The organism is Phycicoccus sp. Root563 (assembly GCF_001427915.1).
Classification (GTDB): Bacteria; Actinomycetota; Actinomycetes; order Actinomycetales; family Dermatophilaceae; genus Pedococcus.
The window spans coordinates 320,444-333,900 of sequence record NZ_LMGM01000002.1 but is presented as its reverse complement, the minus strand read 5'-3'; the positions used below and the strand labels follow the sequence as shown (position 1 = coordinate 333,900).

At 74.2% G+C, this 13,457-nt stretch carries 10 protein-coding genes; 3 read left to right on the top strand and 7 right to left on the bottom strand.

Going from position 1 to position 13,457, the window contains the following annotated elements:
- Position 1: 1 nt before the first annotated feature.
- On the top strand, positions 2-460 hold the full coding sequence (locus ASD62_RS18845; RefSeq protein ID WP_056917743.1) for a hypothetical protein: 459 nt from the start codon (positions 2-4) through the stop codon (positions 458-460).
- A gap of 6 nt (positions 461-466) precedes the next feature.
- Here ASD62_RS18845 and ASD62_RS18840 read toward each other — a convergent pair whose 3' ends face one another.
- Complete coding sequence (locus tag ASD62_RS18840; protein WP_157581640.1) at positions 467-1,231, bottom strand: hypothetical protein; 765 nt, start codon at positions 1,229-1,231, stop codon at positions 467-469.
- Between the two features lie 10 nt (positions 1,232-1,241).
- Positions 1,242-2,777, bottom strand: coding sequence for a hypothetical protein (locus ASD62_RS18835; protein WP_056917741.1), 1,536 nt, complete (start codon positions 2,775-2,777; stop codon positions 1,242-1,244).
- A 270-nt stretch (positions 2,778-3,047) separates the two neighbouring features.
- Here ASD62_RS18835 and eccCa point away from each other — a divergent pair, with 270 nt between their 5' ends.
- Together eccCa and ASD62_RS18825 are read left to right on the top strand one after the other, a co-directional pair.
- On the top strand, positions 3,048-6,971 hold the full coding sequence (eccCa, locus tag ASD62_RS18830) for a type VII secretion protein EccCa (RefSeq protein ID WP_369818831.1): 3,924 nt from the start codon (positions 3,048-3,050) through the stop codon (positions 6,969-6,971).
- A 37-nt stretch (positions 6,972-7,008) separates the two neighbouring features.
- Entirely contained in the window at positions 7,009-7,770 is a 762-nt protein-coding gene (locus ASD62_RS18825) for a 1-acyl-sn-glycerol-3-phosphate acyltransferase (RefSeq protein WP_056917739.1), read from the top strand.
- A gap of 6 nt (positions 7,771-7,776) precedes the next feature.
- Here ASD62_RS18825 and ASD62_RS18820 read toward each other — a convergent pair whose 3' ends face one another.
- Genes ASD62_RS18820 through ASD62_RS18800 form a run of 5 tightly spaced genes read right to left on the bottom strand, consistent with a single transcriptional unit; the run spans position 7,777 to position 13,456 of the window.
- Positions 7,777-8,313 (bottom strand): NUDIX hydrolase family protein, encoded by a 537-nt coding sequence (locus ASD62_RS18820; RefSeq protein ID WP_056917738.1) that lies wholly within the window; start codon positions 8,311-8,313, stop codon positions 7,777-7,779.
- A 58-nt stretch (positions 8,314-8,371) separates the two neighbouring features.
- Entirely contained in the window at positions 8,372-9,727 is a 1,356-nt protein-coding gene (locus ASD62_RS18815; protein WP_056917737.1) for an FAD-binding oxidoreductase, read from the bottom strand.
- Complete coding sequence (locus ASD62_RS18810) at positions 9,724-10,635, bottom strand: ECF transporter S component (RefSeq protein WP_082581064.1); 912 nt, start codon at positions 10,633-10,635, stop codon at positions 9,724-9,726. Before ASD62_RS18810 ends, ASD62_RS18815 begins: the two co-directional genes overlap by 4 nt.
- Positions 10,632-12,365: an ABC transporter ATP-binding protein gene (locus ASD62_RS18805; RefSeq protein WP_056917736.1), complete on the bottom strand. Its 1,734-nt coding sequence runs from the start codon at positions 12,363-12,365 to the stop codon at positions 10,632-10,634. The genes ASD62_RS18810 and ASD62_RS18805 overlap by 4 nt, the downstream gene beginning before the upstream one ends.
- Entirely contained in the window at positions 12,362-13,456 is a 1,095-nt protein-coding gene (locus ASD62_RS18800; protein ID WP_056917735.1) for an energy-coupling factor transporter transmembrane component T, read from the bottom strand. Before ASD62_RS18800 ends, ASD62_RS18805 begins: the two co-directional genes overlap by 4 nt.
- Position 13,457 lies beyond the last annotated feature (1 nt).

Genomic DNA, 13,457 nt, shown 5'->3' with positions numbered 1-13,457 from the left:
CATGAGCGACGCGGACCGGTCCATCGCCCAGGTGCGGGCCCTGCTCGGGGAGATGCGCGGCATCCGGGCCGACATCGACCGCCAGACCCGGGAGGCGATCGCGGAGCACGAGAAGTACCTCAGCACGGTCGAGGACAAGGACGAGGACCGCGCGAAGAAGGCGCGCTCGGGTGAGCTCGGACCCGACTGGCAGCGGTTGCAGCGCCGGATCGACCTGGGGGAGACGAGCCTGACGGCCATCGTGCACGGCCTCGACGACTCGGTCCCGGCCGAGAACGTCCGGCGCACGGCTGCCGAGAACGTGCGCGAGGTGGCCCGGGTGCAGGCTGAGGAGCTCGGGAGCCGCGAGGAGTCCGCCCAGGAGCTGCAGGTCTCGTTCACCGCGGCCCAGCAGCACCTGCGCGAGATGCACGCCCAGATGGAGCAGATCGCGGCCAAGCCGCTGCCCCGCGTGGACTGAGGGCGGCTAGGCGGCGGCCCGTCGCCTCCGACGTCGCCGGCCTGGGCGCCTCCGGTCGTCGACCGCCTGCACCTGGCTGCGGTGCCGCGTCAGGGCCGACGCGCTGACCAGCTCGAGCACGACGAGGGCGGCGGCGGTGACGGGGCCCCAGACGGCGGTGTCCGGACGAGCGGCGGAGTCGCGGTACCCGATCGGCTGGATCAGCGGCACGACGAGCCCGGTCGGGTCGGTGACCAGCTCGTAGTGTTCGCCGGTGCTGATGCGGGCGAAGGAGTACTCGTTGGTCCGGCGCTGCCCGATCGTGGACCAGGCGACCGTCTGCGGGCCCTGACCGCCGGTCGGACGGACCTCGACGCGGCTCGCGCCGTTCAGCAACCGGTCCACGCGGGTCACCTCGACCTGTCCGGTCGGGCGCATGACGTCGGTGGTCCACCAGCGTGCCCCGGCGTGCTGGAGGAAGAAGGTGCAGAACGGCACCAGCACGAACAGTCCGCACAGGACGGGGAACGGGATCCGCGACGAGACCTGGAGCAGCACGGCCCAGAAGAGGACGGCGGCGATGCCGGTCAGGAGCGGGTTGATCGCGCCGGGCGTCGCGTTGCCATCGCCAACCCTGGGGTGCCACGACCACCAGATCGCGAGCAGGAGGGCGAGGTGCGCCACGACGACGAGCAGGATCCTGGCCCAGAGCCGCATGCCGGCGTCAGTGGTGTCCCTGGCGTGCGGGGCGTCAGGGGTGGCTGCTGCGCGGCCGGCGTCTGCTGCGGTCACGGTCGTCCGGTCAGCTCGCGGCGATCCGGGCCATGGTCTCGAACCCTCCCGCGGCCAGCGCCGCCGCGGGCAGGCTGAGGACGACGGCCAGTCCCTCCAGCATGTCGGCGAGGCGCGAGAGCCGGGTCGAGTGCCACCCCCGCCCGAGGGCGACGGCAGCCGCGACGGCGACCAGGCCGAGCGCGACGGCGGTGCACGCCAGGGCCACCCCGATGCCCACCCCGACGAGCCGGCCCGCGGCATACGTGCCGAGGAGGGCGGCGAGGGCGGAGGTGGTGAGCAGCGCGTAGCGGGGGAGGCGGTCCCGCACCGTGCGGGACTGGAACCCGAGGGCGACCGTGATGCTGGCGCAGAGGCCGACCGTGCCCCACGTGGACCAGCCCGAGCGCCCCGGGGTGGCCACGACCACGACCAGGGCCACGGGGGCGAGCAGGCACCCCCACGCCGTGCCGGCCGCGACGGTCTCGCGGGCGGCGTGGAACACCGTGTCGACCTCGGCGACGCGCAGCCGACGGAACCGGCGTCGACGTTGCTCGCGGGCGGTCCAGATGGTCGTCGACAGCCGGTCGACGTCGACCAGCTGCTCGTCGGGCACCTCGAAGCCCAAGGACGGCAGCAGCCGGACGGCACCGGGGACCAGCCCGGCGACCACGGCGGCGACGGCGAACGCCGGCCAGTCCAGCAGCACCCCCACGACGGCGAGGCCCCCCACCACGGCGAGCGCCGTCATCGCCGCGCGGGAGGCGCGGTCGAGGGGCCCGCCGGTGATCCGGGCGACCCCAGCGAGCGCGGTCGCCACCGTGCAGGCCGCGATCAGGGAGATGCGGCCGGCGCTGGGGGTCGTGGCCACGGGCAGGGACAGCCCTGCCGCGAATCCCAGCAGCGGCGCGGCGAGGCGCGAGAGGCGGGCCGCCGACGACGCGGCGTGGTCGGTCGCCAGGGCGAGCCCTGACAGGAGCAGGAGGGCAGCGGCAGCGCCGGCCACGAGGGGGTCGGGCGTCGCGTGGGCCCGGAACACCCCGGGGGCCAGCACGGTGACGGCCGCCACGGCGAGCCCGGCGCCGACCCAGCGCAGCAGCGTCGCCGTCGCCACGGGGACCGGCGACGTGGTGCGCACGACCGGTGCTGCCAGCCCCGCGTCGTCCACCGGTGCCGGCACGGCGAGGTCGTCGCGGCGGCGGGTCGCCTCGGCCAGCGCGCGTCGCGACACGGTGGCCTCCGACGCCTCGACCTGGCGGCCACCCTGGCCCTCGGGCGAGCGGGCACCACCGGCGACGGGGGACCGGTCGAAGTTGAGGACGTCGCGGGTCACCTCGTGGGTGGTCGCCCGGATGACGGTGAGCAGGGTGCCCTCCGGCACCGCGTCACCGAGCACCTCACCGAGGGCGATGACGCGCCCCGCAGGGGTGGCCACGGCATACGGGCTGTTGCGCGGGGCGATGCCGAGCGCGGCCAGGAGGTCGCCCACCTGGGCGTTGGCCGGGGCGACGAGGTCGTAGCGGCGGTCGTCGGCGAGCAGCGAGATGCGGTGCGAGTCCTCGCTCAACGCGGCACCTCCCCCTCTGCGAACCTGCTCCGGCGTCCGGACCACCGTGCCGTCGAGCTCCCGCCGGGAACCCTACAGCCTGTTTGTCCGGGAAGGACGAGACTGCACCGTTCGTCCACCACCACGCGATAGGTTGGCACCGCTGTGGGCGGACGCCTGCCGACCCGGGGGAGGCAGCGACGTCCGGCGGGACGGGCACGAACGCCGAGGAGGGCGCACACCACCATGTCAGTGACCTTGCGACGGGGACCTCGCGAAGAGGCGCCCGAGGTGCCGTCGGGACGGATCGTCCTGCAGCCGCCGCCGGAGATCACGCCCAGCGAGGGCGTGAGCGGCCTGCTGCTCAACGCGGTGCCGATGCTCGGCAGCGTCGGCTCCATCGCCTTCGTGGCGCTGTCCTCGCCGGGGGTCAAGGGCTACATCGCCGGTGGCATGTTCCTCGTCGCCTCGCTCGGGTTCGTCGGGGTCAACGGGTACCGCCAGCGCCAGCAGCACACCGCAGGGGTGATCGAGGCCCGCCGCGAGTACCTCGCCTACCTCGGCGAGGTGCGCCAGACCGTCCGCGAGGCCGCGAACCGCCAACGGGCCGCAGCCCTCTGGAACAACCCGGCCCCAGAGGCGCTCGCCGCCCTCTGCGAGGAGCGCACCCGCGTCTGGGAACGCTCCGCCAGCGACGACGACTTCCTGCGGGTCCGGTTCGGGCGCACCAACCAGCCGCTGTGCATCACCCTGGAGGCGCCGGAGACCGCGCCGATGGCCCAGCTCGACCCCGTGGCCGCCTCGGCGCTGCACCGCCTGCTCGCCACCCACCGGGTGCAGCCGGACCTGCCCGCCTCGGTGTCGTTGTCCTACTTCTCGCGCATCGAGGTCACCGGCGACGCCGAACCCACGCGTGCCCTCGCCCGCGCCCTGGTCGCCGCCGCGGCGGCCCAGCACGCCCCCGACCAGCTCCAGATCGCCATCGTCTCCGGGGCCGACGCGCTCCCCGAGTGGGAGTGGGTCAAGTGGCTCCCGCACTCCCACAGCCAGCGTGAGCGGGACGGTGTCGGGCCGGCCCGGATGCTCGCGACGTCGTTGTCCGACCTCGAGCCGATGCTGCCCGCCGACCTCGCCGACCGGCCGCGGTTCGGCCCGGCCGAGCAGCCGACCATGCCGCACGTGCTCATCGTCGTCGACGGCGGCGAGGTGCCCCCGGGCAACGCGATCGTCACCGACGACGGCGTCATGGGCGTGACCGTGCTGCACCTGCCGGAGCGGTGGGACGAGCTGACCCAGGAGGGGCGGATGCGGCTCGCCCTCGGCAACCCGCAGCGCTCGGGTCCCTACGCCGGCCGGGTGCCGATGCAGATCATCACCCTCACCTCCGACCCCGCCCAGGGGTACGCCGACCAGCTCTCGCCCGTGCAGGCCGAGGCGGCCGCCCGCCGCCTCGCCCCCCTGTATGCCGGTGCCGAGCCCGAGCGGCGCGACGCCATGACCAGCTCCACCGAGCTCGTCGACCTGCTCGGCCTCGGCGACGTCCGCGACTACGACCCGGAGGCTGCCTGGCGGCCCCGCCTGCAGCGTGACCGGCTCCGCGTGCCGATCGGCCTGGGATCCAACGGCCAGGTCGTCTCGCTCGACATCAAGGAGTCCGCCCAGCAGGGCATGGGCCCGCACGGCCTGGTGATCGGTGCCACGGGTTCGGGCAAGTCCGAGGTGCTGCGCACCCTGGTGCTGGCGCTCGCCATGACGCACTCGTCGGAGTCCCTGAACTTCGTCCTGGTCGACTTCAAGGGTGGTGCGACGTTCGCGGGCATGGCCGACATGCCGCACGTCTCGGCCGTGATCACCAACCTCGGGCAGGAGCTGAGCCTGGTCGACCGCATGCAGGACGCCCTGCACGGTGAGATGGTCCGCCGCCAGGAGCTGCTGCGGTCGGCGGGCAACTTCGCCAACGTCACCGACTACGAGAAGGCCCGGGCCGCCGGCGCCGACCTCGAACCGCTGCCGGCGCTGGTCATCGTGGCCGACGAGTTCAGCGAGCTGCTCAACGCCCGGCCCGAGTTCGTCGAGCTCTTCGTGGCGATCGGCCGGTTGGGCCGCTCGTTGTCGATGCACCTGCTGCTCGCGTCGCAGCGGCTGGAGGAGGGGCGCCTGCGCGGGCTGGAGTCGCACCTGTCCTACCGTCTCGGCCTGCGCACCTTCTCGGCGCAGGAGTCCCGCACCGTCATCGGGGTCCCCGATGCGTACGAGCTGCCCGCCGTCCCCGGCCTGGGGTACCTCAAGCCCGACCAGACGACGCTGGTCAAGTTCAAGGCCGCCTACGTCTCGGGCCCTCCGCCGGCCCGCCGCCGCGTGGCCAGCGACCGCACGGGCGCGACCAACGACATCGTGCCGTTCTCGGCCGCCCCGGTGCTGCGCCTCAACGACGCCCCGGAGCCGGTGGTCGTCGACTCCGGTCCGAAGGAGGACCGCGCGACGTTCGACATCGCGGTCGCCAAGATGCGCGGCAAGGGTCGTCCGGCGCACCAGGTCTGGCTGCCGCCGCTGGACGTGCCCGACTCCCTCGACACCCTGCTCGGCGACCTCGACGTCGACCCGCAGCTCGGCCTGGTGTCGCGTCGCTGGCGTGACGCCGGTTCGCTGGTCGTCCCGCTCGGCATCGTCGACCGGCCGCTCGAGCAGCGCCGCGACGTGATGAGCGTGGCGCTCGGTGGTGCCGCGGGCCACGTGGCGATCGTCGGTGGACCCCGCAGCGGCAAGAGCACCCTCGCGCGCACCCTCGTCGCGTCCCTGGCGCTGACGACGACGCCGCAGGAGACCCAGTTCTACGTCCTCGACTTCGGCGGCGGCACCTTCTCGCCGCTGGCCCGGCTCGCCCACGTCGCCGGCGTCGCCAGCCGCAACGAGCCCGACGTGGTCCGCCGGACGCTGGCCGAGGTCCGCGGCATCGTCGACCGCCGCGAGGCCTACTTCCGCGCGCAGGGCATCGACTCCATCGAGACCTACCGGCGCCGCCGCGCCGAGGGTCTCGCCGACGACGGGTTCGGCGACGTGTTCCTCGTCGTCGACGGCTGGCCCACGATCCGGGCCGAGTTCGACGAGCTGGAGATGCAGATCCAGGAGCTCGCCGGCCGTGGCCTCACGTTCGGCCTGCACCTGGTGGCGACCACCAACCGCTGGATGGACTTCCGCAGCGCGGTCAAGGACGTCTTCGGCACCCGGCTCGAGCTGCGCCTCGGTGACCCGAGCGACTCCGAGATCGACCGGAAGGTCGCGGCCAACGTGCCCAAGGGTCGTCCGGGCCGCGGGGTCGAGGCCACCCGGCACCACTTCCTCGCCGGGGTCCCGCGCATCGACGGCAGCGGCGACGCGGGCAGCCTCGGCGCCGGGGTCGACGACCTCGTCGAGCGCGTCAACGCCGCGTGGGAGGGGCCGACCGGTCCCAAGCTGCGGCTGCTGCCCGCCGAGATCAGCCTCGACCGCGTCCGCGAGATGGCCGGTCCCGACGGCCGCCGGATCCTGCTCGGCATCGACGAGAGCAACCTCGCGCCGATCGGGCTCGACGTGGCCGAGGAGCCGCACCTCTACCTGTTCGGTGACAGCGACTCCGGCAAGACCGGCATGCTGCGCACCGTCGCGCACGAGGTGATGCGCCTCTACACCCCCGAGCAGGCCCAGATCTTCGCGGTGGACTACCGGCGTTCGCTGCTCGGCGAGATCCCTGACGAGTACCTGCGGGACTACTTCACCACCGAGGAGCAGGCGCTCGAGAACATCCCCGAGCTGGCGGCATACCTGCGCTCCCGCCTGCCCGGACCGGACGTGACCCCGGAGCAGCTGCGCAACCGCACCTGGTGGTCCGGCGCCGAGGTCTTCGTCCTGGTGGACGACTACGACCTCGTCGTGACCTCGGCCGGCAGCCCGCTCGCGGCGCTGGCGCCGTTGCTGGCCCAAGCCGGTGACGTGGGCCTGCACCTGGTCGTCACCCGACGGTCCGGTGGCGCCGGGCGCGCGTCGTACGAGCAGGTCATGCAGACCCTGCGCGACCTCGCCTCGCCGGGGCTGCTGCTGTCCGGCAACCCGGATGAGGGACCCCTCATCGGCAACATCAAGGCCGTGCCGGCGGTGCCCGGTCGCGGTCGCCTGGTGTCCCGCGAGTCGGGCAACAACGTCATCCAGCTGGCCTGGACCCCGTCCCGGCACGGGTAGGTCGGTGGGTGGCGCGCGAGACCCCTAGTGTTGGCGCATGGAACCTGTCTACAGCAGCGTGATCGGGGTGGCCCGCACCCTCTTCGCGGCCCAGGGCCTGAAGATCCACATGCGCGGCCTGGAGAACGTGCCGCGCTCGGGTGGGGCCGTGATGGCCATCAACCACACCGGCTACTTCGACTTCACGTACGCCGGGCTGGTGGGCGTCAAGGTCGGTCGCCTCGTGCGGTTCATGGCGAAGAAGTCGATCTGGTCCAACCCGGTGGCAGGTCCGCTCATGACCGGGATGCACCACATCCCCGTGGACCGCGAGGCCGGGACCGAGTCGTTCGCTGCGGCCCTCAAGGCGCTGCGGGCCGGTGAGGTCGTGGGGGTGTTCCCCGAGGCGACCATCTCCCGGTCGTACGAGCTCAAGGACTTCAAGTCGGGGGCCGCCCGGCTCGCGCAGGACGCCGGGGTTCCCCTGCTGCCCGTGACGATCTGGGGCTCGCAGCGGGTCTGGACCAAGGGGCAGCCGAAGCGGATGGGGCGGCACGGGTTCCCCCTGCTCATCTCCGTGGGCGCCCCGATCACCGTCGCCCCGGGCGAGGACGTCACGGAGGTGACGGCCCGGATGAAGGCGGCCATGCAGGCCCTGCTCGACACCGACCAGGCCGTCTACCCGGCGTGGCCCGATGCCGAGAAGCACCTGCTGCCGCCGCGGCTCGGCGGCACCGCCCCGACGCTGGCCGAGGCCGACGAGCTGGACCGCGTGGAGCGGGCCGAGCGGGTCCGCGCGATGCGGCGCAAGAAGGCCTGACGAGCCTCAGACGGCGTGGCCGAGATGGCCGAGCGCCTGGCGCAGCAGCACCCCGTGGCCGTTGTCCATGTCGGCCAGCAGCGCCGGGTCCATCGCCTCCTGGGGCGTGAGCCAGGCCAGGTCCAGCGCGTCCTGCTGCGGCTGGCAGTCGCCCGCCACCGGGACGACGAACGCCAGCGACACGGCGTGCTGGCGCGGGTCGTGGAACGGCGTCACGCCGGGCGTGGGGAAGTACTCCGCCACGGTGAACGGCTGTGGGCTGGCCGGGATCTGCGGCAGCGCCATCGGGCCGAGGTCCTTCTCCAGGTGCCGGACGAGCGCGTCGCGCACCCGCTCGTGGTAGAGCACGCGGCCCGACACCAGCTCGCGGTTGATCTCGCCGTCCGAGGCCCGCAGCAGCAGTCCCACCGCCGTGAGGACCCCGCGGTCGTCGACCCGCACCGGCACGGCGTCCACGTAGAGGATCGGCAGCCGCTCGCGGGCGGCATCGAGCTCCTCGCGGGACAGCCAGGACTCATTGCGGTCGAGTTCGAGGGGGCTCATGCCTCGTTTCTACCAGCCGGGTCGCAGCGGGGACGGGACCGCCCCGGGCGTGGACGGCTCAGGACCAGTAGACGCGGCCGGGGTTGAGGATGCCGCGCGGGTCGAAGAGCGACTTGACCGCGCGTTGGCGCTGGATCGACGCGGCGCCGACCTCGTCGGGGAGCCACCGCGCCTTGAGCGACCCCACGCCGTGCTCGCCGGTGATGGTCCCGCCCATGCCGAGCGCCACCTTCACGAGGTCGCCGAACGCCTCCTCGGCGCGGTGCCGGCTGTCCTCGTCGTCGGCGTCGTAGAAGAACGACGGGTGCAGGTTCCCGTCGCCCCCGTGCCCCGACATCGTGATCTCCACCCCGGTGCGCGCGGAGATCTCATGCCCTGCGGTGATGAGCGCGGTCAGCCGGCGCACCGGGACGCAGACGTCCTCGATGAAGTGGGTGCCCTTGGCGACGAGCGCGTGGTGCAGCGCGCGTCGGCCCGCGAGCAGGGCCTCGCTCTCCTGCACGTCGTCGGCGACCGCGACCTCGGTCGCCCCCGCCTCCTCCAGGAGCGCGGCATACCGCTGCACGTCCTCGCCCGCGTGACCCGGCCGGTCGGCCTGAACGATGAGGACGGCGGCGCAGCCGGTGGGGAAGCCGTAGTCGGCGAGGGCCTGCACAGCGGCGAGGGTGGGTTCGTCGAGCAGCTCGAGCAGGCTCGGCCGGTGGCGCTCGCGCCGCAGCGCCACGATGGCGTCGCTCGCGGCGGACAGGCTGTCGAACGTCGCCAGCGCGGTCAGCGCGGGGTCCGGCGCCGGCACGAGCTTGGTGACGACCTCGGTGACGACGCCGAGCGTGCCCTCGGACCCGACGAACAACCCGGTCAGGTCGAGCCCCGCGACGCCCTTGGCCGTGCGGTGGCCGGTACGGATGACCTCACCGCCGGCGAGGACCACCTCGAGACCGCGCACGTAGTCGGCCGTGACGCCGTACTTCACGCAGCACAGCCCGCCGGCGTTCGTGGCGACGTTGCCACCGATCGAGCAGAACGCCGACGAGGCCGGGTCCGGCGGGTAGAAGAGACCCTCGGCCGCGGCCGCTGCCTTGAGGTCGGCGTTGATGACGCCGGGCTGCACCACGGCGATGCCCTCCACCGCATCGAGCTCGGTGATCACCGTCAGCCCCTCCAGGCTCAGGACGATCCCCCCGTCGAGCGCGACAGAGCCACCGGCCAACCCGCTGCGCGCGCCCTGCGGCACCACGGGCGTGCCCGTCGCCTGCGCGTGCGCGAGGACGTCGACGACATCCCCGAGGTCACGGGCGCGGACCACCTCGAAGCGGTCGGGGGCGAGCGCACCGATGGACTCGTCGATGCCGTAGGTCGCCTTGACGTCGGGGTCGGTGACGGCGCGGGAGAGGAGCGATGCGGGCAGGGTCACCCGGACAGGGTATGCCGCGTGCCCGGCTCGGGCCCGGGCGCGACCGGGGCGTCGAAGGTGCCCTCGGCGTCGAACGCGGCACGGCGCGAGGCCCGGCGCAGGGTGCCCAGGACGGCCCGACCGGTGACGAGGATCAGGACGACGTTGGTGATCGCCCGTCCCAGGTCCCACCACGCCGAGGTCGCGAGGGAGAAGACGGCGAACCGGTGCAGGTTGTCCCAGGCAGGGGCACCCGCGACGAAGGAGAGGTCGCCGCCCAGCCCGGTGGCGAAGGGCCAGAAGGAGAAGTTGAGGGCCAGCCCGTAGAGCAGGCCGGCCACGGCGCCATACGCCGCGAGCAGGGCGAGCTCCCACCGCGGGGGCACGCGGGGGAGCAGGCCGGCACCGAGGCCGACCCAGGCCGCCCCGACCATCTGGTACGGCAGCCAGGGGCCCACGCCGCCGGTCACGAGGGCCGAGGCGAACAGGGTCGTCGAGCCCAGCACGAAGCCGAACCCCGGCCCGAAGACCCGCCCCCCGAGGACGAGCAGGAAGAAGACGGTCTCGAGGCCCGCGGTGCCCGCGCCGAGGGGCCGCAGCGCGGCGCCGACGGCGGACAGGACGCCCAGCATCGCCACGGCCTTGACGTCGAGTCCGCCCTCGCTGATCTCGAAGAGCACGACGGCCAGCAGGAGCGGCAGGAGCAGGGCGAAGACGAGGGGGGCGTCGGCGTTCTGGCCGAGGCGTGAGTCGGCCGAGGCGAACAGTGGCCACAGGAACGCCAGCAGCCCGGCCACGGAGACGAGCGCGAGCGCGGCCGTGGAGCGTGGCCGTAGCGCCACGGCACTGCGTCGTCCCGGGTGCGCGGGCCCGGACGGGACGTGGTGCTCGTGGGACGGTCGAGCGCTGCCGGGGGTCTGGATGGTCATCGCGCTCCTCCCACGGTGACCGGGACCCCCGGGAGGGCGCGGCGCACGTCGTCGACGGTGAGCAGCCGGGTCGGCGCGAGCACCTTGGCGACCTGCGGCGCGAACGCCGGGGAGTCGCACAGCACGTCGACGGCGGGTCCGTCGGCGACGACCCGACCCCGGGCGAGGACGACGACCCGGTCAGCGACGCCGGCTGCGAACTCGACGTCGTGGGTCGCCACGAGCACGGCGCCGCCGGCAGCGGCCAGGTCGCGCAGCAGGCTGCTCAGTGCGGCCTTGGCGGGGTAGTCCAGGCCCCGGGTGGGCTCGTCCAGCAGCAGGGTCGCGGGTGCAGCCGTCAGCTGGATGGCCACGACCAGCGCGAGCCGCTGACCCTCGGACAGGTCACGAGGGTGCGCGGCTCCGTCGATGCCGGGGGCAAGGCGGTCGAGGCGCTCACGGGCCGTGCCCGGTGCGGCTCCGGCCTCGGTGTCGGCCTGGTGGCACTCGTCGTCGACGCTGGGCAGGTAGAGCAGGTCGGCGGCGCTCTGCGGCACGAGCCCCACGTGCCGACGGCGTACCCGCGGCGACACCCGGGCCGGGTCGACGGTGGACGCACCACCGGCGCCCGGGGCGGAGGCCGCCGCACCCGTGGTGGCGGCCGGACCGGCGGCCACGGTGACGTCCCCACCGTGGCGGTGCCCCGAACCGTGCAGCGCCCACAGGAGGGAGGACTTCCCCGACCCGTTGCGCCCCATCAGGGCGACGACCTCGCCCGGCGCCATGGACAGGTCGACGCCGTCCACCGCGACGAGGTCGCCGTGGTGCACCTCGACAGCCGTCCCCGCGAGCAGGGGAGCCGGGACGGGCGCGGGGGAGGTGTCCTCCGGGCTGGCGTGGTGGGCCGGGACGACCTGCTCGGTCGAGGGACCGAGGGCCACCCGCAGGTCGCGGGCCGCGCGTCGGGCGTCGCGCACGGTGAGCGGCAACGGCTGCCACCCGGCCCAACGGCCGAGGTGGACGACGGGCGGTGCCAGTGGCGACTGCGCCATCAGGTCGGCCGGTGCGCCGTGGCTCACCCTGCCGTCCTCGGCCACCAGCACCAGGCGGTCGGCGAGTCCGACGATCCGCTCGAGCCGGTGCTCGGAGACCAGCACCGTGAGGCCGAGGTCGTGGACCAGCCGGGACAGCGTCGCCAGCACCTCCTCGGCACCGGTGGGGTCGAGCGCCGACGTGGGCTCGTCGAGGACGAGGACCCGGGGGTTGGCGGTGAGGACCGAGCCGATCGCGACGCGCTGCTGCTGCCCGCCGGACAGGTCGTGCAGGGGCGCGTCGCGCAGGTCGGCGATGCCGAGGACGTCCAGCACCTCCTCGACCCGCCGGCGCATGGCGGAGGGTTCCACGCCGAGCTGCTCGAGGGTGTAGGCGAGCTCCTCCTCGACGGTGTCGGTGACGAACCCGGCCAGCGGGTCCTGGCTGACGACCCCCACGACGCCGGCGAGGTCGCGCGGACGGTGCGTGCGGGTGTCGAGGCCGGCGACGGTGACCCGTCCGGAAAGGTGTCCACCGGTGAAGTGGGGGACGGTGCCGTTGACGGCGCCCAACAGGGTCGACTTCCCGGCGCCGGTCCGACCGACGACGACGGCGAGCTCGCCCTCCTCGACCACGACGGACGCGTCGCGCAGCGTGGGCCGGGGCGACCCGGCATACCTGACGCTGACCCGGTCGAGGACGACGACGGGGGCGCTCACGTGCGACTCCCGCGTCGGGGCGGCTCGGGGGCGGCGAAGGCGGGCACGGCGGCGAGGAGCAGGCCGACGACCGCGAGCAGGGGCAGGGCCGGTGGAGCCAGCGGTTCCAGGGGCAGGACGAACGCGGTGGGGTCCGCCCGGGCAGCCACGACGACGAGGACCGCGGCGGCGACGCCCGATCCGGCGACGAGCCACTCGGGGGTGGCCCATGGGTCGGGGCGGTAGGCGGTCCGCTGCACGGCCCGGCCACCCACGCGGAGGCCCGCGACGCACAGCAGCAGCCCGGCGACGAGCATCGGGAGCCCGACCGCGGCGGGGGCGGTGGCGTCCAGCACGCCGTAGGTGCCGACCGCGGCGCCGAGCAGCCCGGTGAGGGTCAGGGCGCCGGTGAGGTGGCGCACCCGGGGCGACTGCTCCGGTCGCCGGCCGTACCCGCGCGAGTCCATCGCAGAGGCCAGTAGGAGCGACCGGTCGAGGGTGTCCTGCAGGACCGGCAGCGCCACCCGCCCGACGGACCGCAGCCCCGACCCGCCCTCGCCCCGCAGGACACGCGCCCGCCGGACCCGCTGCACGCTCTCGGCGAGCTGGGGGGCGACCGTGACCGAGATGACGACGGCCGTGCCGATCTCGTGCAGGGCGCTGGGCATGGCCCGCAGCAGCCGCTTGGGGTTGGCCAGGGCGTTCGCCGCGCCGATGCAGGCGATGAGGGACGCGAGGCGCAGACCCTCGACCGCGGCCGCGAGGACCCCCTCGAGGTAGACCGGTCCGAGGATCGTGATGCCGGGCAGGTCGATGCTCGGCAAGGTGTACAGCCGGGTCTGCCCGAACTTGAACCCCACCAGCAGGTGCAGCAGCACGCGCAGGACCACGATCGATGCGCCCAGGACGAGGTACAGCCGGAACGCCCGCGCCCACGGAGAGCTGCCCCGCCTCGCCGCCACGACCAGCGCCGCGACGCTCACCGCGAGCAGGAGCAGGAGCGGGTTGGTCGTGCGCGAGCACGCCACGGCCAGCCCGATCGCCCACACCCACCACGCCACCGGGTGCAGGTGGCGGGGGAGCGGGCGACGGACCGGTCGTGGAGCGGGCATC